14 protein-coding genes are annotated in these 22,293 nt (G+C 34.5%); 7 read left to right on the plus strand and 7 right to left on the minus strand.

What is annotated here, in order from left to right; genetic code table 11:
- Positions 1 to 255 precede the first annotated feature (255 nt).
- On the plus strand, positions 256 to 1,596 hold the full coding sequence (locus OPR29_RS02110) for a DNA recombination protein RmuC (RefSeq protein ID WP_007302846.1): 1,341 nt from the start codon (positions 256 to 258) through the stop codon (positions 1,594 to 1,596).
- Positions 1,597 to 1,628: 32 nt separating this feature from the next.
- On the opposite strand, the gene OPR29_RS02115 is transcribed toward OPR29_RS02110, so the two are convergent.
- Positions 1,629 to 2,735, minus strand: a complete 1,107-nt coding sequence (locus OPR29_RS02115) for a D-alanyl-D-alanine carboxypeptidase family protein (protein ID WP_254229785.1) — start codon at positions 2,733 to 2,735, stop codon at positions 1,629 to 1,631.
- 753 nt (positions 2,736 to 3,488) lie between these two features.
- On the opposite strand from OPR29_RS02115, the gene radC reads away from it, so the two are divergent.
- Positions 3,489 to 4,169 (plus strand): RadC family protein, encoded by a 681-nt coding sequence (gene radC / locus OPR29_RS02120; RefSeq protein ID WP_019078756.1) that lies wholly within the window; start codon positions 3,489 to 3,491, stop codon positions 4,167 to 4,169.
- Between the two features lie 214 nt (positions 4,170 to 4,383).
- Here radC and OPR29_RS02125 read toward each other — a convergent pair whose 3' ends face one another.
- Positions 4,384 to 5,577 (minus strand): hypothetical protein, encoded by a 1,194-nt coding sequence (locus OPR29_RS02125; protein WP_265025371.1) that lies wholly within the window; start codon positions 5,575 to 5,577, stop codon positions 4,384 to 4,386.
- A gap of 147 nt (positions 5,578 to 5,724) precedes the next feature.
- On the opposite strand from OPR29_RS02125, the gene OPR29_RS02130 reads away from it, so the two are divergent.
- Entirely contained in the window at positions 5,725 to 7,806 is a 2,082-nt protein-coding gene (locus OPR29_RS02130) for a heme lyase CcmF/NrfE family subunit (protein ID WP_458694651.1), read from the plus strand.
- A gap of 50 nt (positions 7,807 to 7,856) precedes the next feature.
- On the opposite strand, the gene OPR29_RS02135 is transcribed toward OPR29_RS02130, so the two are convergent.
- A complete protein-coding gene (locus tag OPR29_RS02135; RefSeq protein WP_265025372.1) occupies positions 7,857 to 9,998 on the minus strand; it encodes an ankyrin repeat domain-containing protein in 2,142 nt (713 codons plus the stop codon).
- A 181-nt stretch (positions 9,999 to 10,179) separates the two neighbouring features.
- On the opposite strand from OPR29_RS02135, the gene OPR29_RS02140 reads away from it, so the two are divergent.
- A complete protein-coding gene (locus tag OPR29_RS02140; RefSeq protein WP_264376686.1) occupies positions 10,180 to 11,193 on the plus strand; it encodes an IS110 family RNA-guided transposase in 1,014 nt (337 codons plus the stop codon).
- An 84-nt stretch (positions 11,194 to 11,277) separates the two neighbouring features.
- On the opposite strand, the gene OPR29_RS02145 is transcribed toward OPR29_RS02140, so the two are convergent.
- The gene (locus tag OPR29_RS02145) at positions 11,278 to 11,553 is read right to left on the minus strand and encodes an ankyrin repeat domain-containing protein (RefSeq protein WP_265025373.1); all 276 of its coding nucleotides are present in this window, start codon (positions 11,551 to 11,553) and stop codon (positions 11,278 to 11,280) included.
- A gap of 113 nt (positions 11,554 to 11,666) precedes the next feature.
- Between OPR29_RS02145 and mutS the strand changes: the two genes are divergently transcribed.
- Positions 11,667 to 14,177, plus strand: a complete 2,511-nt coding sequence (mutS, locus tag OPR29_RS02150; protein ID WP_265025374.1) for a DNA mismatch repair protein MutS — start codon at positions 11,667 to 11,669, stop codon at positions 14,175 to 14,177.
- A gap of 60 nt (positions 14,178 to 14,237) precedes the next feature.
- Here the strand turns inward: mutS and OPR29_RS02155 are convergent, their stop codons facing one another.
- A complete protein-coding gene (locus OPR29_RS02155; protein ID WP_012481817.1) occupies positions 14,238 to 15,614 on the minus strand; it encodes an ankyrin repeat domain-containing protein in 1,377 nt (458 codons plus the stop codon).
- A gap of 131 nt (positions 15,615 to 15,745) precedes the next feature.
- Here OPR29_RS02155 and aspS point away from each other — a divergent pair, with 131 nt between their 5' ends.
- Together aspS and OPR29_RS02165 are read left to right on the plus strand one after the other, a co-directional pair.
- Complete coding sequence (gene aspS, locus OPR29_RS02160) at positions 15,746 to 17,548, plus strand: aspartate--tRNA ligase (protein ID WP_265025375.1); 1,803 nt, start codon at positions 15,746 to 15,748, stop codon at positions 17,546 to 17,548.
- Between the two features lie 35 nt (positions 17,549 to 17,583).
- Complete coding sequence (locus OPR29_RS02165; RefSeq protein ID WP_265025376.1) at positions 17,584 to 18,846, plus strand: MFS transporter; 1,263 nt, start codon at positions 17,584 to 17,586, stop codon at positions 18,844 to 18,846.
- Positions 18,847 to 18,853: 7 nt separating this feature from the next.
- Here OPR29_RS02165 and OPR29_RS02170 read toward each other — a convergent pair whose 3' ends face one another.
- Together OPR29_RS02170 and OPR29_RS02175 are read right to left on the minus strand one after the other, a co-directional pair.
- Positions 18,854 to 19,777, minus strand: coding sequence for an RluA family pseudouridine synthase (locus OPR29_RS02170; RefSeq protein ID WP_007302901.1), 924 nt, complete (start codon positions 19,775 to 19,777; stop codon positions 18,854 to 18,856).
- Positions 19,778 to 19,885: 108 nt separating this feature from the next.
- Positions 19,886 to 22,243 (minus strand): ankyrin repeat domain-containing protein, encoded by a 2,358-nt coding sequence (locus OPR29_RS02175; protein ID WP_149168896.1) that lies wholly within the window; start codon positions 22,241 to 22,243, stop codon positions 19,886 to 19,888.
- Positions 22,244 to 22,293 lie beyond the last annotated feature (50 nt).

Genomic DNA, 22,293 nt, shown 5'->3' on the forward strand with positions numbered 1-22,293 from the left:
AGTGTTGTAATGTGGTAAATAGTAAGCAATGAGAGTAAAATCGAGTTGTTAATATATGTGCTATTTGATATGATAAAAATAACTATTATATAAGATTTTTAATAAAAAGACATTATGTCACTAATCCAAGTGTAGGCGATTATTAATTAGTAAACCAAATCCTTCACAAAAGAGTACCTCATTTGATTCTCTTTTTTCTTTTTTATATATAGAAAAATTAGATAGTATTGTGAGTGCGGTTTTTTCTGTATTCTGATGCTTCTCAATTCTATAGTTCTCGGGTTAAATTTTCTTTTTTTACTGTTATTTCTCTTTTTCGTCGTAAAAAAGAATAGAAAGCTAAGTGAGGAGAAAGCAAATCTTGAACTTAAATTAGAGCGTGAGCTTCAAGAGGCAAAGCGAACTTTACTGAATAAGGATGAAGAGATAGTTGGGTTGAAAGTCAAAAAAGCAGAGCTTGAAGTAATTCTACAAAAAGAGCGTGAGGAAAAGAAAAAGGAAATAGAATTACTGACAAAAGCAGAGGAGAGGCTTACAAACACTTTTAAAGCTCTCTCTCTTGATGCTTTGCAGGTAAACAACAATAATTTTCTGAATTTAGCGAAGGAAGTAATCGATAGTAAGCTAAAAGAAACAGAAAGTGATTTCAAAAAAAGGCAAGCAACGATCAACGAAGTTGTCACTCCAATAAAAGAAAAGTTAGAAAAATTCGATAGTGAAATACGTGACCTAGAGAAGGAGAGGGTAGGGGCCTATGAAGGTTTAAGGGAGCAAATTGGAGCATTAATGAGTCAAACTTCTAGCCTTGCTAACGCCCTGAGGAAGCCTCACATTAGGGGAAAATGGGGTGAAATGCAGCTAAAAAGAGTAGTAGAAATGGCGGGAATGATTGAATATTGCGATTTTTTGACTCAAGCTTCAGTAATTGATAAAAATGAGGACAATTTGTTGCGTCCTGATTTGATAATAAAAATGCCATCAGGAAAGCAAATAATAATAGATGCTAAAGTACCACTTGATTCTTACATGGATGCTATGTCGCAAAATGATTTACAGATACAAAAGGAAAAATTGAAGAATCATTCTCTGGCAATAAAAAAACATATAAATGATCTAGGCAGAAAGGAATATTGGAACCAATTTGAAAATACGCCAGAGCTTGTGGTACTTTTTTTAACAGGAGAAGGGGTTTTCAGTGCAGCACTAGAATGTGAACCAGCTTTGATAGAAATTGGAATAGAAAAAAAAGTAATTATTGCAACACCAATCACTTTAATCGCGCTACTTAGGGCAGTAGCCTATGGATGGAAGCAAGAGATGATAGCTGAAAATGCAAAGAAAATAAGTGAACTAGGCCATATTTTATATGAGCGAATCTGCACAATGGGCGAAAATTTTGATAATTTACGCAGAAGCTTAAAAAGTGCTGTTGATCATTACAATAAAACTGCTGGTTCGCTTGAGGCAAGAGTGTTTCCTGCTGCCCGAGAATTCAATAAGCTTGGTATACATGCAAAAAATAAAGAACTCACTGCTGCAAAAGAGTTGGAATCTTTACCACGCAGTTTACATGCTGAGAGGTTGAAAGTAGATTAGTATTTCAGGTCTCCTTAACTTACATTTGCTGATTAAAACAACTTTCTAAAAATTTTTTTTATATAGCTCAATTTCTGCACATCATTTGCTGCATAAACAGGTATAGTTTGTTGCTCAGTACCAGGTATTTCTACAAAAATTTTGCCCACTTCTTGACCTTTTTTAATTGGTGCGGGTACCATATCTTTATACTCAATACGCACTTTAATTTTATCATGTAATCTGCGGTTATAAGTTATGGTAACATCGTTTGCAACTGTAACGGGCACCTTTTTATCTTTTCCATAAACAATATTTATTTCTTCAACTACGCTATCCTTAGCAAATATTTTCTTGGTATTAAAATGATTTAAGGAATATTGTATTAGTCTTTTTGCTTCCTCTATTCGCTCTTTCTCGGTGTCCAAACCATTCACAACAGCAAAAATTCTCCTATCGTTCCGTTTTGCAGATACTATAATTCCATAACCACCAGCACTTGTATGACCTGTCTTTAGACCATCAACTCCAATATCATGGAAAAGTAAAAGATTTTTATTTTTTTGTACAATATCGTTATATGTCAAATATTGTTCAGAGAATAGATCATAGTATTCAGGAAAATCAGTAAAAATCCTTTTTGCCAGTGTTACCAAGTCTTTTGCGCTCATAAAATGGTTTTCATCTGGCCACCCGCTTGAGTTAACAAAATGACTATCATTAAGATTTAAATCTTGTGCAACTTCATTCATTTCAGCAACAAAATTCTCTTCTGATCCTGCGATACCCTCGGCTAGCGCTATGCATGCATCATTACCTGAGGCAATTGTAATTCCTTCAAGTAGTTCTTTTACCGTAACAAATTGACCTTCTTTCAAAAACATAGAAGAGCCTTTCCTTTCCCATGCTTTTCTACTTACTCGAAATTTATCTTCCATTTTTATTATTCCAGCTTTTAGATAGTCAAAAGCTACATATAAAGTCATTAACTTACTCATTGAAGATGGGGCCATTTTTTCCCTGGAATTGTGTTCAAAAATGAACGAGTCTGAAGCTAAATCTAAGACAATTGCTTGCTTTGCTTTGGTTCTAAACTGATATGAGTATGAGTAAAAAGGAAATATAAAAATTAATAGCAAAGTTACTAATTTGCTTAACATATTTATAATTTTAAATTTATAGTGTACTAATTAATAGTATGATTTTGCACGAGCATTTCAATAGATCTCTCGCATAAAACTTCCTTGACAAACTGCGCCAGCCCCCTTATTATGACAATAAGAGTATTTATCCTTGTTTTCGATCCGCGCGGGTTCAACAACAAAAATTCAGTAAAAAACTCAGATATTTATTGGCAAATTACATAAAAATTATAGCGGCTGCATGTCTTTTTTATTTTTTCTACATTCAGCCAAAACGCGCTTATTTTAAGCGTTAGCACATTATTACAGCGCCAATTTACATTATTATAGGGTCAAAACTCGTTACACGGGGATTTTTTTGCCTTTTTTTTTCGCTTGGTAAATTTCTTAACATTTACAGCTAAAGCTTCAGGCCAGCACTTGATGCTGGAAATTTTTTGAGCACAAAAGTTATGCTAGGTTTTTGTTGGTAAGAAACCAGTGTCAAGCACTGGGATGACATAGAAGGAGCACTGGGATGACATAGAAGGAGCACTGGGATGACATAGAAGGAGCACTGGGATGACATAGAAGGAGCACTGGGATGATATATAGAAGGGACACTGGGATGAGGCTACTTGAATGACAAGAAGGAGGGAGCAGGGGATGACAAGAGAGGGGCTACTTTCATTTGCTGTCTTCAAAAATTTACAATTATGCTTCATGTGTTTTATTAAATATTTTACTTAAAAATTCAATTTCTTATTATAAGAGATAAGCAATTCATGAATAATGAAAGATTACAAAAAAGGTCATAGAAAGCGCCTAAGAGAGAGAATTATTTTAGATAACGGACAATCATTGCTTGATTATGAGATTTTAGAACACATTTTATATTCAGCATATAGTAGAATCGATGTAAAGCCAGTAGCAAAGAGTTTGATAGAAAATTTGGGCAGTTTAAATAAAGTTTTTAATGCCGATTTAGAAGCACTGCAAAATATTGAAGGAGTTAATAATGCAGCCATATCTGCTATCTTTTGTGTGAAACAGGCTTTTGTTCGTTCTGCACGAGAAGAAATAAAGGACCTACCTATAATCAATAACTGGGAAAATTTGCTTGATTATTTAAAAGTAAGTATAGGAAGCCTTAATAAAGAAAATTTTCGCGTCATCTATATGAATAAAAGATATCGTCTAATAGCGGAAGATCTGCAGAACTTTGGTACAGTAGATCAAACTCCTATTTACGTTAGAGAGATCATAAGACGCGCTCTTTTGATTGGCTCAACATCGATTGTAATATCCCACAATCACCCAAGTGGAGATATACAGCCTTCAAGTAGCGATATGTTTCTCACTAGACAGCTTGCAGAAGCTTGCAAAAGCATAGGAATAGAATTAATAGATCATATTATTATCACATTTAGTAGCTATTTTAGTTTCAAGGAAAATAGGCTTTTATTAGAGTAGATCTAAAATTGCTTTTGCCATTTTTCTTATTATGAAAGTAAAGCTATACATGAGGTGGTTGCCAGTGGAACAAAAATTTTCCTTCTGGAAGACAATGTGTGATTTAGGTAGTGGCAAATTGAAAGAAATACATGGTATTTGCCACTATTAGAAATCTCCTATTTTGATAAGACTTATGAGGTCTTTATTGGTTTTTTGAATTTTGTTGAAGCACTCACATGCTTACTCTAATATTTTGTTCACAGAGCCTAGTTAGCTCAATTTCAACGTTGATTTGTGAAGCTCTGAGTTCTGTTAGGGGATTTTCTGGTTGAATATCTAGCTTATTCTGTATGTTCGATAAACAAATTAAAGCCGAATCAAAAATTTCATCATACTGCTCTGCTTCATGCACACAATTGATTATTTCCTTAAATTTTTCCACATCTTGCGGCGTATCTTTTAATATTGCTCTTATTTGGTTTAGGTTTTGACGAATTTTTTCCTGATATCCAGCAATTCTCTCTTGATATATATCAATCATTTTTTGACATGAGGTGCCTCTAAATGGGTGTTCTGCTTTTTCCTTTATGTAGGAGCTCTGAAAATTTTTGCAACTAAGGACTGCTTCTCTACATTTTTTTATGTCACTAATTATACTGGTTATTGACTTACTTGCTTTCTCATGTTCTTCTTTTTTGATTATACATTCATCCTTTGTTTGGCTCATTTTATCATACAGATTTCTGCATTCTTTATATGATACCAGCGGTTGTAGTATTCCTTCCTCTACACCTTTATTATAAAAATTCTTCAACTCATCGCTTGATAGTATTCGTATAGCATCTTCCCTTTTACCTTGTGATTTAGGATACTTTTTGTTCAGTGAACTAATATAATTTAATAGGAAACTCTTAGTTAAATCTTCCTTTTTAACTTCTGATAATTTTTCTAGTGTTTCTATATATTTCAAAGTTTCCGCAAAAAGCTGTGCACCAGATGTAGCAAATCCTGGCAGTGGTTTGCTCTGCGCCTTATAAAAATCGGTTTGTAAAAAATCTTCGGCTTGTTTTTTTATTACTGAAAGTTCATTGAAGGCTTTTTCTGGATTGATTTTTTTTAAAATACTAGTAGCTTTTTTAATCGCTCTTTCTCTCTTTTTATTATCTTGTTTTTCGTTTAAGATTAAGCTTTCAGCTTCAGTAAAAGCATTGCCTTGGGCACTTTTGGCAATATTACAAACAACGTTTTTTACAACTTGCTTAGTTGCTACATAATCTATTTCCTTTGTAAAGCAATCAATAAATAGCTGCCAAATTTTTTTGTTAACGGACTTACTTGTCTTATGTTCTAAATCTTCTACATCTTTGAATCCTAAAATAGTATAGAGATTTTTTTCAATTATTGGTTCAGCATGTTGTTTTGCCACTTTACCTTATTAATGTTATATAATATAAAGTATAAAAGCTTAATGCTTAATTTTTACTTACTATTAATATAATTGAAGATTAACTTTGTTCCTATATTAAAACTTTAACTCCCAATTTATTATTAGTAATATCATTATATGAATCTTATGCCTGAATTTGGGAATATATTGTTATTGGTAGCCTGTTTGTTATCTTTAACGTATTTGTTTCTACCGTTTAGTTCTTACCGATTCGTCTCCTCTGCCATATTTTTTTGTGTGTCAGCATCAATGGCTATTTTGATCTACTGCCACATTAAAAATGATTTCTCACTTGAAAACGTATATTACCACTCACACACAACAAAACCTTTAATCTATAAGATTTGTGGTGTTTGGGGAAATAAAGAAGGGTCTATGTTGCTTTGGACCTTAGTGCTTGTCATGTATTTATTACTAATGGATATTTATATACCTTCTGTCATCCCAGTGCTTGACTACTTGGATCCAGACAATTTAATTGCAAATGAGTACATCAAATGGCAGTGTAATAAAAACTGGATTCCAGTGTCAAGCACTGGAATGACACCAGAACGAACTAATGGTAGTAAATTAAAAAAAATATCTCTTATCACCCAAGGCTTGATTTGCTTTTGTTTTTTACTGTTCACTTTACTTGAATCCAGCCCCTTCACTAAAATGCCAGGCATTGAAACAGATGGACTGGGTTTTAATCCGATATTGCAGGATATAGGCCTTGCTATTCATCCACCGGTATTATATTTGGGGTACCTTGGATTTAGCATTCCTTTTTCGCTCTCTATAGCTGGATTAATTTTAAATACTGAAGGAAATGTTTGGGCTAAAATTGTCAGGCCTTGGGTACTTATTTCTTGGTCGCTGCTCACTTTGGGCATCAGCTTGGGTAGCTGGTGGGCATATCGTGAACTCGGTTGGGGTGGATTTTGGTTCTGGGATCCAGTGGAAAACGTTTCTTTGATGCCTTGGCTAATTGCAGTGGCGCTGACACATTTGTTGCTCGTTGTACGAAATTTCAATACTTTAAGGAATTTCGCTATTTTACTTACGCTTACAACTTTTATATTGAGTGTGACTGGAACATTTCTAGTCCGCTCAGGAATACTTACCTCAGTGCACACGTTTGCAGATGACCCAAGATATGGACTGTATATATTAGCTCTACTTGGTGTAATTACAGTCAGTAGCTTAGTAATATTTGTAGTGTTTACGAGAAAGAATCACACATCTTTCCAGTATTCGATATTGGAATCTGAAAAGAAATCTGCTACTCAAGTGACAGAAGGTAGAAGATTCTTTTCACGCCTTACGATGATGCTGATGAACAATTTATTATTCATCACTGCCTTTTTCATCGTGTTCGTTGGCACTTTATACCCTACAGTGCTTGAGTATTTAACCGGTGAATTAATTTCAGTTGGAGCACCATATTACAATTCTTTATTTAACTCTATTGCACTAGCTATTCTAGTACTCACCATGATAGGGCAATACTGCAGTTGGCAGGGAAATAGTCTATTGCCAATATTCCGTGAATATAGATTTTCATTTTGTAGTGCTGCAGCTATTTTGCCGTTTATCTTTCACATGGAGCTAATGATTGTGCTATCAATTACCATCTCCATAGCATTATTAATCTTTGTTTTAGAAGCATATAGTAAAAGAATTTGTTTATTTAAGGTAGCATTTGGTGAATCAATTTTATTAGCAAGAAGAGTTTCTAAGTCCTACTATGGAATGATGCTTGCTCATGCTGGAGTGGCAATTCTAGTGCTTGGTATATCTTATTCCGTTGGTTGGCAGGAGAAAAAAGAAAACTACTTGGGAATAGGAGACAGCATAACAGTCAATAAATTTAAAGTTACTTTACGAAATATTGAGCTAATAAAAGAAAAAAATTTCCATGCAGTGAGGGGTACAATGGATATCAGGAATTTGCTGAATAATAAGATATTAGGTGAAGTAACTCCTGAATATAGATTTTACCTTGCGGAAGGTCAGAAAAATGTTGAAAGCAGTATCTACCACAATTTATTTTCTGATATTTATGTTGTAATTGGAGAGATTGATAAGAGTAAGAGCAAAATCGCAGCTAAAGTGCACTATAAACCTGGAATGTCTATAATCTGGCTAGGATCCTTTCTTATCGCTTTTGGCTCGCTCCTTGCTGCTTTGCCTTCTACCAAAAAAGTAGTTCCTTCAGTATCATAAAGTTTGCATTTTTTGGCAATTTAAACTTAAGCTAAGCAACACTAACCTCGCTAGCGAATTTTCTCTGTGTTCTGTTGTACAATAGGAAATAAAGATATATTTTCTAATGAAGAACTTACATGATATATGGAATCTACTTCCTCAGGCCTTTTAAAATATCCCTGCTTAATAGCGTCGTAGACAGAAGAACCACCAAGCAAGCAGTTCTCACCTAACTCTTCTTTATAATTTTTAAACTTTTCCAATATTTCCTCCTTGTTACTCACTTCTACTATAATTTTTCCTTCATCTTGCACATCAGAATACAATCTAGCATCTACTTTTCCCAAATCAGTATGAAAAGTCAGTACTATATTACCTATAAGGTCAGTATAATTTCTTACCCCACCTTCCGTTAAAATTTCTATCTCGCTTTCACCGATTGCTATCACGTCTCTTCGAAATTCTGTGCTTTCATCTGTTCCATTTATGATTTTTGCAACCTCGACTATACTATTCTTTGAGTATTTCAAGTAGAAAGTGAAGTTGTCCATTTTTGCCTCTTTTACCTTGCCAGTAGTTGCGTTTTTTGCAGCTTCCAAAAACCTTAGAGAATAATGTATATAGCTTTTACGTGCTTCTTTCAGATTAGCTTTGTGGTCTTTAAACTTCTCTAGTTTATCAATTACAATTATACTACTTAGAGTTTCAAATACTGCACCTCTTTTTACCAAATTACATACTATGCGACTAGCAACTTCTATGTCCCTTTCAACTTGAAAAATCTTTAATTCACTAATTCTTCTTATTACATAATCTGTAAAATTATACTTACTCTCATAAGTATTTTCATATATATTTCCCTCACAAGTAAGATTGAACCTTACCTTAGATTTTATAGCTTCATTTACAACCTGTTCTAGCTGATTTATGTCTTGAACTTCATTTAATTTATCAGAATATTTATCTGGATCTTGCTCATCTAGTAGAAAATCCTCTCCCCATAGATTTACACTTTTGCACAAATACTTTTTTCCATTATAGTCAACTTGTGTTTTTTTACGAAAAGTTCCATAAATAACATCATCAGTTAAAAAGTACTCTTTAATATTAAGGTTGGGATTATTAACTGCAAATTCTATTGGGGTTTTACCTTTTTTATCCTTTATATCAAGATTAGCTCCTTTCCTTAGAAGCAATTTGATAATTGTATCACAATGACCAGAACGAGTAGCATAATGCAAAGGCGTTCTTCCTGTGTCGTCCTTTTCATTAGGATCAGCACCTGAATTCAACAGTAAATCTATGCATTCTTTTGAATTGCTACATTCCATACTTGATAGAATATGCAGTATTGTCAGTTTAGATTCTCCTCTTTTAAGGTTGAGAATGGTTTTTAGATCTTGATTACTTTTATGATCTAGTAAAAATTTTTTAATTTTTTCAACATCGTTCTTATAATCCTTATAAGTAACATGTGGAAAGTCTTTAAAAGTACTTAAGAATTTTTTATTCAACTCCTTCTGACTCTCTGTTAAGTTGGACATGTCAACAAGCCACGTAGATATCAGCTTGCCAAATGCACTTCTTTCGACAACATCCGTTAAGGAGCAGTCATTGCGAAGTAGCAACGAGTATTTAATCAATTCATATTCATCATCTTCTTGTTGCTGTGTTTCTTCTGCTTTCTTAGAGTGCTTAAAATCATTTTTTATTAATTCAATTAAAAGCTTTAATGTGTTAAAACTTTTATGTCCCAATAAAGGATCTGCTTTGTTTTCAAGTAGAATTCTTGCTATTTCTGAATAGCCATTTCTAATAGCCCAGCATAACGAAGTACGCCCGTATTCATCCGCTACGTCAACATTAGCCCTTTTCTCTAATAGGAGTTCTACTATTTCTTCATGTCCATTGATAGTAGCACAATGCAAAGGAGTACACCCATTTTGATTTACTGCATCAACATTAGCCCCCTTGTCTAATAGGAGTTCTACTATCTCTTTATTTGCATTGTGAGCAGCACAATGCAAAGGAGTAAACCCATTTTGATCTGCTACATTAACATTAACCCCGTTTGCTATGAGAATCTCTACCACTCCTATACTGCCACTTGCAACAGCAAAGTGTAAAGGATTCCATCCATCTTGATCTGCTGTATTAACATTACCCCCTTGTATCTTGTAAAAAGCATCTAATGTTTTAAGCTTAAGCATTAGGTGGAGGAGGGAAGAACTCTGTTTCCCCTCTTAGATATAAAATCTGTAAGAAAGATAAGAGTTCCCTCCTCAAAAGTATAGGCTGGACGGTATCGTAGAAAGACCTAAATGGCTCTAATTCTGTATCCACAAGGTTAGCCTTACTTTTCGTTTTAAATGGTAACGTATGGGGTTATATATGATCAACAACTTTCTTGGAATTGATGTATCAAAAGATCGCTTTGATGTTTTTCTTTCATTCATAAGTAAAAAAGAAAAGCGTGAAACTAGGAAAAGAAGCTTTAAGAACGATGATCTTGGGTTTCAAGGTCTGCTGAGTTTTCTACAAAAGCATAATGTGGAAGAAGTAAAGTCATGCATGGAGGCTACTGGTTGTTATAGCGAAGCTTTGGCTGAATTTCTGCACAATGCTGGACATTTTGTTAGTGTTGTAAATCCTTATTGTATTAAATCTTATACAAGGAGTAAACTCGTAAGACAAAAGAATGATCAGACTGATGCAGAAATTATTGCTGATTATTGCCAAAGACAGGAACCAACTCGTTGGACACCACCTTCTTCTGAAATGAAAAAATTAAAACATCTTTATCGTTGCTCAGTTGCGTTAAAAGATGAATTAGCATTAGTAAATAACCACCTAGAAAAAAAAGAGAGACTGCCTAAAGAAGTTGCAAATGCTTGGGAAGACCTTGCAATGAATATAGCTCAAAAAATAGAAACAATAAAAAACTCCGTACGTGAACTATTAAAGCAACACAAAGAGTTGTTGGAAAATTTTCAACTTCTACTGACTATTCCAGGCATAGGAGAGGAATCAGCAGTAGCTATTTTAGCTGAAATCCCTGACATAAAAGCTTTTAGAGATGCCAGACAATTGGCAGCATATACAGGAGTTATACCGAAAAATATAACATCAGGTTCATCTGTACATTCTAAACCAAGATTAAGTAAATCAGGTTCACAAACATTACGTAAGGCCCTTTTCTTTCCTGCCATAGTAGCCAAGAATCACAATCCTATCATTGTGAGTTTTTGCCAAAGACTAAAGAAGAAGGGTAAGCATAATATGGCAATTGTGGGAGCTGCAATGCGTAAGCTACTCCATATCATTTTCGGTATCCTGACATCCAAAAGTGCTTTTGATCCAAATCATATCAAGAATTACAGAACTAGGATGTTGACTGTAGTTTAAAATCAAAAAATGCTTCCAATCCATTCAACATATTCACTAACTGTAATCTGTGTACTGTTACACAATCAGAAGTATTTTTTGATTTTATGATACAGCTTGAGTAATTTTTTTGTTGACTAGCAAGACAGTATCTTTTTTTATTAAAAGCTCTGCTATCTTTACAAGATCATTTCTAGCAGCTATATGTAACAATGTACTTTGATCATCGAATGTATAATTTATGTTAAATCCATTATCTTGCCACTTTTTGTACGTGTCTGGATCTTCTTTTTCCAATTCCTCTTTTACCCTTTCGATTATATTGTTCTCATTTAAGTCACTTATTGTCCTTAATATTTTTAACAACCGTTCATATTCCATAATTCTACCTCAAACTATTTGTTTTTGTACTATAGCTAAAAAAAATTATTGATCCATAATAAAATAACCAACACCAGAGTAAGCGGTTTGCTGCTAACATATTTAAAAATGTTATGAACTTAATAAGAGAAAAAAATACCCCTGTAATGGAGCAATATTTGAACCTGAAAGCTCAATACAAGGATCATCTGCTATTTTATAGGCTAGGAGATTTTTATGAGTTGTTTTTCGATGATGCTATTAAAGCTGCGAAATTGCTGAATATAGTGCTAACCAAGAGGGGCAATTCAAATGGGCAAGAAATACCAATGTGTGGAGTGCCAGCACACAGTAGTGAGTCTTACCTGCACAAGCTAATAGATTTAGGATTCAAAGTAGCAATCTGTGACCAATTAGAAACTGCTGATGAAGCAAAAAAGAGGGGCTATAAATCCATAGTAAAACGTGATGTAGTGCGAGTTGTAACTCCAGGTACAATTATAGAAGATTCACTACTGGAGGATAAAAGCAATAATTATCTCGCATCCATAGTTGAACAAAATGATGAATATGCTATTAGTTGGCTTGAATTATCGACGGGAAAATTTTTTCACACTTTAACAAGTTTGAAGGCTCTAGATAGTGATTTATTGCGTATATCACCAAGAGAATTATTAATTTCTGAAAAATTCATTGAGGACGAAAAAATTAGATCGATTTTAAAAAATTATAAAATATCAATTACACAACACGCACAGAGTTTTTTTGAGTATAGTAAATCTCACAGAACGTTATGCGAGTTTTATAAAATCAGGGAACTTGGGAGTATAGGAAATTTCAGCAAAGTAGAAATCATGGCGTGTGGTGCACTGCTTGAATATGTCAGAGTAACACAAAGGGGCTCCATTCCAAGGCTTGAATTCCCAAAAACCTATAAGCAACAAAATTTCATGCTTATTGATGCTTCAGCAAGGAGAAACCTTGAGTTGTTTTCAACTCAATTTGGTGAAAAGAAAGGTTCACTAATTTCAGTTATTGATCACACAGTAACAGCCTCTGGTGGACGCCTGCTCAAACAAATGCTCGCTTCACCCCTTGCTTGCTCTAAGGCAATTAATTTGAGGCTCAGCACCGCTCAATTTTTTGTAAATAATCATGAGCCACGCAGAAAAATACGAGAGATATTATCTAACATTCCAGATATTGAGAGGTCTTTATCGCGCCTAATACTAGGGCGTGGTTCACCAAAGGATATGAACCTATTAAAAATAGGCCTAGGAAAAACTTTAGAGTTGTCTGAGTTTCTGTCTACCTTGCATAATTATTGTTTAAGTGAAAAATCAGAAATTAACTCTCAGATGTCATTCCAGTGCTTGACCAGAGAAAAGGAACCAGTGTCTACTACTCAGGTGATAAGTAGTGACGAAAGTGAACTAAGCACAATACATAAAAGCCTTGGCAATCATAAAGACCTATTTGAACTGTTAAATAGTGCTATACTTGATAATAACCTCAGTTCCGTGAAAGAAGGAGGATTTATTCACTCAAAATACAACTCAGAATTATCTGAGTTATCCTACATATTAAATAATAGTAATAAACTAATAACCAAACTCCGTGAATCTTATCGCGACCTAACTGGTATTGCCGCACTTAAAATATTACATAACAACATACTCGGTTATTACGTTGAAGTGTCGGCAAATCACAAAATAACTTCGGATATATTTATTCATAGACAAAGCTTAGCAAATAGCATGCGCTACACTACTAATGAATTGAAAGAACTAGAAAATAAAATTCTTACGGCACGTGATGCTGCAATCGGCTTAGAAATGAAAATTTTTAGTGAACTGTGTAGTGAAGTCGCTAAAGAATCTGAAAAAATTGCTCTTGCTGCAAATGCTTTGGCAAAACTTGATATTAGAACCGCATTTGCAGAGCTTGCAGTGCAAAATAATTACGTAAAACCCATTATTGATGACAGCAAAGAGTTCAATATCTGTAGCGGAAGACACCCAGTGGTTGAAGTTAACGATAAATTCATTGCAAATAGCATCAATTTAGCTGGTATACATCTAATTACTGGTCCTAATATGGCTGGAAAAAGCACTTTCTTGAGGCAAAACGCTCTCATTGCAGTTTTAGCTCACATGGGGTCATTTGTGTCAGCAGAGAGTGCGCATGTAGGAGTGATTGACAAGATATTCAGCAGGGTTGGCGCAACGGATAATATAACAGCTGGTTATTCTACCTTCATGGTAGAGATGATCGAAACAGCAACGATAGTAAATCAGGCAACGGACCGTTCCTTGGTGATACTTGATGAAATTGGTAGGGGCACAGGGGTGTATGATGGATTATCTATTGCACAGGCGGTGATTGAACATATTCACAATGTAAATAAGTGCCGCGCCATTTTTGCAACTCATTATCATGAATTGACTAAAGTAGGTGAATACTTAGAAAATGTGAAATGTTTTTGTATGAAAATAAAAGAATGGAAAGGAGAAGTCATCTTTTTACATGAAGTAATTGAAGGCATTGCAGATGAGTCATATGGAATACATGTAGCAAAACTTGCTGGTTTTCCTGATTCTGTTTTAAACAGAGCAAGAGAAGTATTTGAGGAGCTAAAGGCTTGAGGAAAGTAACATTATATTACTCCACAATTATGGATTTTAGCAATCTATGGCGCTTTAATTTTAGTCAGCTTTCTGAGTAACTGAATTAACGTAGCATTGATCGATTGCCACATTAGTCAAGATTCCAATTCCACCACCTACAACTGCACCTACAGCTCCTAATGCTAGTTGAGTACCAATTCCAGCAGAAGACCCAATGATTAATGGAGCAAGAAAATATAATGCTAAAGCGCAAGTTATTGCAGCTACACTTATAACAGCCAGCTTTCTCGGACAAAAATTTTCTGGTGCCTCAGCACTAGATATAAATGATGATTTTACTAGATTTTTTCTACTTTCATGATCTAAAAAGCCACTCACTGTTCTCATTATAGGACGGGTAGAGCCGTCACCAGTCAAGTCAATTCTATCTCCCACTATATCATGAAGCTCTTTAACTTGAGCTTTATATTCATCCCAATAGTTTGATAACTCTTGTTGGTCATTGAGAAGATCTGGTTTATTTGAAGTTGTTAACCAGTGTGAGTCATGTTCCAAAATATATCGAATTGTAGCTTTCCCTATATCTATATGCCCTTCAGTAATTGCATACTTTAAAACACCTTCTGCTTTTTTCCTTCCAACATTAAGATCAGCACCAGCTTTTATCAATAATTCTACTATCTTTGGAGAATTATGAAATATAGCAATATCTAAAGGGACCATCTCATTACAATCTTTGATATTTAAGTTTGCTTTGTGTTCTATTAAATAACTTATAAATTTTAAGGTTTTATCAGATTTTTGATCGTCTATGTCTTTATGTCTGTAATATATTCTAATTGCAAAATTCAACGCAGTTTGACCCTTTAACGCACTACCACCAATAATTAAGTTCTGATAGCTTTTTACCTCTTGATTTATTAAGTTAACATCCGCACCGTTTTCTATTAAAGCCTTAGCTCCTTCGAAATTGCCTTGTGCAGTTTGCAGATGAAGTAAGTAACGACCAAGATGATCAGTTGCATTAGGATTTGCACCTTGTTCAATCAAATACCTTGCAATTTTATCATTAAATTTGTGATCATAAGTTGCAGATTCTAGTGGCTCAGGATTTTGCGATAACTCATCTTTAGCTATTAAGCTGTTAATCTGACAGATTGATTTTACTGACTCTAAATCTCTTCTTTTAACTGCCTTTGTGACTGCAGCGCTAAAGCTTATACCCTTTTCTATTAGATATTCGGCCATTTTGTTATTAGTAGAACACTTTAATAAATTTGTACCGCTTTGGGAATTAACCTCAGTGACAACATCTCGAATAATGGAACTATTTTCCTCAAAAATTGACTTTACTTTTTCTAAATCATTTTTGGTGACAGTATCAACAAGATCTTTTATTACAGCATTCACCCTCTCTTTTTTAGCTAAAATTTCTTTTAATTCTTCAGGGTTCATAAATACACCTCAACACACATAATAAAAAAGTATATCTAAATCAGAATTGCTTGTAAAGGATCTTTAGATATTATCTTGCCCAAAGGTTAATTTATTTTATAATCTTTTTGTATTCTAGAAATTTCAATTAAATGAACTGTTATAAAACTCACGAGTGTAATGAATTAAGGAAGAATGATGTAGAAAAGGAAGTTACTCTCTCTGGGTGGCTGTACCGTAAACGTGACCATGGTAACCTAATCTTTGTTGATTTAAGAGATTTTCATGGGATTACTCAGTTGGTATTCAATAACGATAAAGATTTTTTTGATGAAATTTCGAATTTAAAATCAGAAAGTGTGATTACTGTCACAGGAATAGTCAAAGCTAGAACTGAAGATACGGTAAATAGCTCTATTTCCACAGGAGAAATTGAAGTTATAGTTAGTAATTTACAAGTTGAATCTGAAGTTGAGTTCCACTGTGATGAAGAAATAGCAAAAGAAGAAAGGAGTATATTAGCAAGTATCGCCGGTGAGCAAGAATACCCAGAAAACATGAGATTTAAATATCGTTTTCTTGATTTAAGACGTGAAAAGGTTCGTAATAACATTATTCTACGTTCACAGATCATTTCAGAGCTCAGGAGGCTCATGATAGAGCAAGGATTCTTAGATATTCAAACTCCCATACTTACTGCCTCTTCTCCTGAAGGAGCACGTGATTATTTAGTGCCAAGCAGACTAAATCCTGGTAAATTCTATGCATTACCACAAGCTCCACAGATTTTTAAGCAGTTGCTTATGGTTTCAGGGTTTGATAAATATTTTCAAATTGCACCTTGTTTTCGTGATGAGGACGCAAGGGCTGACCGTTCTCCTGGGGAGTTTTATCAGCTAGATCTTGAAATGTCTTTTGTAACTCAAGAAGATATATTTCAGGTTATTGAGTCTACTTTATATAAAGTGTTTGCCAAATTTTCTCGAAAATCAGTTGATAAAGATTTTCCACGTATTACATACAAAGACGCAATGCTCAAATACGGTTCTGATAAACCAGATCTGCGCAATCCACTATTGATCAGCGATGTAACAGAAATTTTCCGTAATTCAGAGTTCAATATTTTCAAAAGCAATATTGAGCGAGGTATGGTAGTCAGAGCCATTCCTGCTCCCAAAACAGCGGAGGAACCACGCAGCTTTTTTGATAAAAAAATAGAACATGCGCAAAAAGAATTCGGTGCTAAAGGTCTTGGATATATAACGTTCGATAAAGATGGAATTGCAAAAGGACCAATTGCTAAATTTCTTGATGACAATAGGTTAAATTCTATAAAAGAAATAACAAATGTAAAGCCTGGAGATAGTGTATTTTTTGCTTCTGATAAGGAAAATGAAGCAGCAATAATTGCAGGGAAAGTTCGCTCTCTCTTAGGATCACAACTAGGTCTTATAGATGACAATATCTTTAAGTTTTGCTGGGTCATCGATTTTCCATATTTTGTATATGATGATAAAAGCAAAAAAATAGATTTCTTTCATAACCCATTTTCCATGCCACATGGTGGCTTGAAGGATTTAGAAGACAAAGATCCACTAGATATCCTTGCTTATCAATATGATCTCGTTTGCAATGGAATAGAGCTTTCAAGTGGGGCGATTCGTAATAACAAACTAGATATTATGTACAGAGCTTTTGCCATTGCAGGCTACAGTAAAGAGGAAGTTGATACAAAATTTGGCGCGCTTGTGCGTGCATTCAGGTTTGGAGCGCCACCTCATGGTGGAATAGCACCGGGGGTTGATAGAATGGTTATGCTACTTGCCGATGAACCAAACATTCGTGAAGTAATCTGTTTTCCTATGAATCAGCAAGGAGAAGATGTTCTAATGGGTGCTCCTTCTAAAGTGGACAATAAACATTTACGTGAGTTGTCTTTAAATGTTATTGAATAAAAATTTTTATAGCGGAGTGTGGTAAGCTGGAAGTCATGAACGATATTCAAAAAGCAATACTATCAAGTATAATCTGCAATATGATTATATGGTATGAAATAACTCTGTTTGGAGTTTTGACGCATATAATAAGTGACGTTTTTTTTTCATCAGAAAGCGACTACATAAAAAAAATCAAATTCCTTGGCAGTTTTGCAATTGGCTTTGGATTTAGACCACTTGGTGCGTTTATTTTTGGTTACATTGGAGATAAGTATGGCAGGAGGAAAATTTTACTGACTTCCGTAATATTAGCTTCGATATCGTCTACTGCAATTGCGGTTATACCAAGCTTTAGAGAAATAGGAATATTTTCTCCTATACTGCTTCTGTTTTGTAGGATAGTACAAGGAATGGCAGCAGGTGGAGAAACAAGTGTTAACTCTGCTTTTTTAATAGAGCATTCAAGCGATAAAAAAAATCTAGGATTCTTAGGGAGCATGAAAGCGTTTAGTGGTGCTCTCGGTTCTATCACATGCTTTGTAATGATAGCTATTTGCAAAAAGTTTACAGGTGAAAATTATGAAATTTGGGGCTGGAGGTTGCCCTTCTATTTCTGCTTCATTATGGGCATAATAGGCTTTTTAACAAGATATATAATGGAAGAGAGCTTAGCATATAAAATTCATGATCAAAATAGAAGCTTATCTGATTCTCCATTTTTAGAATTAATCAAAACCTACAAAAAAGCATTTATATTAGCAATTGGGCTTGGTATCGCTCAAAATGCAATCGTTTATTCGGTAATAATGTTTTATAACATATCTGTAAAAGCGCTTACTCTGTCAGGTATTGATATTAAAAATGTAGTAAGGATTATAGTTGAAATTACATTTGGAACGTCCGCAGTGCTATTTGCAATACTGTCTGATAAAGTTGGAAGAAAAAATGTAATGATTCCTACATTAGTAGCTCTAGCTTGCGCCGGTTTGCCGGTACTTTCGCTATTATCAAATGATAACCACTATATTGTCACGCTCTCTTTTCTGTTGATAAGTGTGCCGATAGGTGCATCTTTTGGAATATATAATTCTCTTGCCTGCGAGTTATTTCCAACAAAAGTTAGGTGCACCGGCTTTAGCCTCGCACATAACATATCTGCAGGTATTTTTGGCGGCCTTTCTCCATCGATATGCATGTGGCTTATAGAAAAAACCGAAACAAAACTTGCCGCAGGGATTTACCTTACTGTTTGTGCATTGATTAGCCTAATATCTGTACTTCAAATTAAAGCCAAAGACAAAAAAATTGATTGGTGAAATCGCTTTAGTCAAAAGATAGCGCTTCAATAGATTTTTCGATATGTTTAGGGACAGGAGCAGTAATAGTGACTTCTTTATTATTTGGCAATTTTAAAGACAAAGAATATGAATGTAGGTGAATCTGATTTGCTACTCCATCAATAAAAGCTTTTTTACCGCCATATTTACCGTCACCAAGAATAGGACAATTTATATGAGCTAAATGTGCACGTAATTGATGAGTTCTGCCAGTAATTGGTTGTAATTTTAAATAAGCAACATTATGTTTTAACCTTGCTATAATTAAAAAATGCGTAGTGGCATTTTGAGGTGAATCTTCATCAACGACTACTTTTTCTTGCCCTGAAATATATTTTTTCACCAACGGATAGTCTATTGTTCCATTATCTTTGCTCGGTATACCAAAAGTTAATGCTAGGTAAGTTTTTTTTATCCTCCGTCCTTTAAATTCTTCCATAAGGTATTTGGCAACGCTGGCATTGCGTGCGAATATTATTACTCCGCTTGTATCCCTATCCAGCCTGTGAACAATTTTAAATATTTCTCTCTCTCTTATTTGGTCAAGTAAATCACTAATGCTAATTTTTACCTTTATGCCGCCTTGAACAATGACCCCTGCGGGTTTGTTTATAGCTAGTATATATTCGTCTTCATATAATATGTTCTCTCTTAGTAGATTCACTAACTTTTCATTATATTTGCAGTCAGAATTAGTGTTCTCAATATAGTCTAAGTATCTTATCATTATAGTTTGCCCAGAGCTTACCCTATCGCTGGATTTTGCCGTGCAATTATCAACCTTGATTAATCCTTTCCTTAAAGACTTCTCAATTGCAGATTGTTTCAAATTGGGAAAAATTCTTCTAATGTACCTATCGAGCCTAACATTATTGTCTTCTACTAATATGGTTTTGATACCTTCTGACATCTTACTTATAAAAATTTTATTGTGTAAACTAAAATCTAACATACCTAATGTACTTCTCAGTTTCAGCTACTTGCATCGAGTGCTACGTGCTGGAATTTAGAGGATTATTTAACTATTTATAACGGCTTCATATTTTCCTACAGCTGAGTAAAGTGGTAACAATGATAGTTTCTCGATCATAGAGAGGTGAGTATTAGGCTCTTTAGTACTAGGGCCTTGACACGCTTCAGTGTTAGGCCCTAACTTCATACACTCAATGCCGTTAGCTAAAGATGTTACTCTTCTTACATTAACATTTTTAGTGCGATATGACCACCTGCAAGGACTATGTAATATTTGTTCTTTTACTCCATCCATTTCAGCTGAACACGCTTTAGTGTTAGTCTCTAACTGCACACATTTAATGTGGTCAGTTATAAATGCTACTCCTTTTTCATTAAGTTTAGCGTTATACTGTAATTGTTCAATTTGATTAGCTTGATCTCTTATCATACGTTCAAAGCTGATAGATAGATTATGTGATTCTATTTCTCTCAACATATGTGATTCTATGTGTTGCACTGTCATTAATTTTTTGTTTCTGAGTATACTTGATTCTAAGTTAAGCCGCGTAAGTATATCTAGTGCTCTTTGTTCTGCTTCCACTAGAAGATTACTTATGCCTTGATGTTCAGCTAAATCTCTTACAGTTTCACCGCAGTGATCAGGCAATAAAGTACTTGCGCCATAACATAGTAAAGTCATTACTACTATCCAGTGTCTATGTTCGAAAGCATAAGCTAAAGGAGATTGCCCTGAGCTATCCTGTGCATTAACATTTGCTCCATATAAAATTAAGGTCCTTACTACTTCCGCATGGCCACCTTTGGCAGCTTTATGTAAAGCAGTTGATTCTAAATCGTCACGTGCATTAGCATTTATTCCAGATTCTAATAGAGCATGTACCATTAGTGTATCACCATGTCCGGCAGCACAACGTAAAAACTCAGCTACCATCAATTTCATCACATCCTTCCATATTCCAAGTTGTGTTATAGTAGTTACTGCTTCTAGATAATTATATGGACAAATAGAAAGTAATATTTTCTGTGGATCATTTGTCTCAATACTTGCTCCATGGGCTATTAGATAATTCATTACTTTTCTATTGCCTTTTGCGGCAGCACAATTAAAAGGAGTCCATCCCCATGCATCCTTATGGTTAACATTTGCTTCATAGTTTATTAAGAGCTCTACTGCTTCCACATTATCATTCGTAGCAGCAATATGTAAGGGAGATCGCCCAATTAACTTATCCTCTATATCAACACTTGCTCTATATCGTGATGTGGCCTGTAATAGGATCTCTAATATTAATGTATTATTCTTTGCAGCAGCCCAATATAAAGGACTCCATCCAAATACATCTACTATCTCAATATTTTCAACAATATTCTTATCATTTTTTATTATACAATTCACCATTGCTTCATCAACATTTGCAACAGCAATATGTAAAGGAGTAAGTTTAAGCGCTCCATTCTTCTTAACATCTGCTCCATTCTCCATTAAGTACTTTGCTACTTCTTCATGGCCATTATCGGCAGCCTTATATAAAGCAGTCAATCTCGCTAGATCCTCTGCATTAACATCTGCATTATTTTTTACTAAGATTTTTGTTATTTCTATATCGCCATTTACAGCTGGCTGATATAAAGTAGTTCGTTGAGATGAATCCAACTGATTAACATTTGCCCCTTTTTCTATTAGCTTGCGTGCTACTTCTGTGTTCCTATCTTCAACAGCCCAATGTAAAGCAGTCCATTCGGAAAACGGACTTGGTGCATTAATATCGATTCCTTTTACTTTAAGCATAGCATTTATTAAATTGTTCAGCTTAAAATCAATAGCTAAATACAATAACGTGTATGAAAAGCGTTCATGCAAACAATCTACTTTAAACCAATGATTTACATCAAACTTATTTTTCTCCCACTCTCTATACACATTTTTACTTGCTCTCTTTAGTGCCTTTAGTGTCTCTAATATCTTTCCTACATCTAGCATCACTGGTACCTTTTCTGAGATCTTTCGTGCATTTAGCACATCCTCTAGCGCCACTGCTTTTGATTCTTCTGATGTCTCTTGTACACCTAACCTTTTTAGCATTCTTTTTACCATCTGTTGAGCATTTGATACCCTTGACTCCTTTAGTATCTTTTTTGCTTCTTCTTTTGTCTGCGGTACATTTACCACCTTTAGTCTCTTTTTTAATGGCTCTTGTGTCTCTTGTACTCTTGGAATCTTGCTTGGTACTTCTAATCCATGCGATATCTCTTCTAACATTCTTAATATTTCTGCTTGCCCTAGTATCTTTACTTCCTTTAATAGCTCTTTTATTCTTTCAATTACATTGTCTTCACTTAAATTTACCTCTTGATCAATTACACCTAATATTATGTTCCACTGTTCATATGTCATTACCATAGCTTTACCTCATACTATAGAGTATTTTTTGATGCTATATATTATGGTAG

Source organism: Wolbachia endosymbiont (group B) of Pammene fasciana, assembly GCF_947251495.1.
Classification (GTDB): Bacteria; Pseudomonadota; Alphaproteobacteria; order Rickettsiales; family Anaplasmataceae; genus Wolbachia.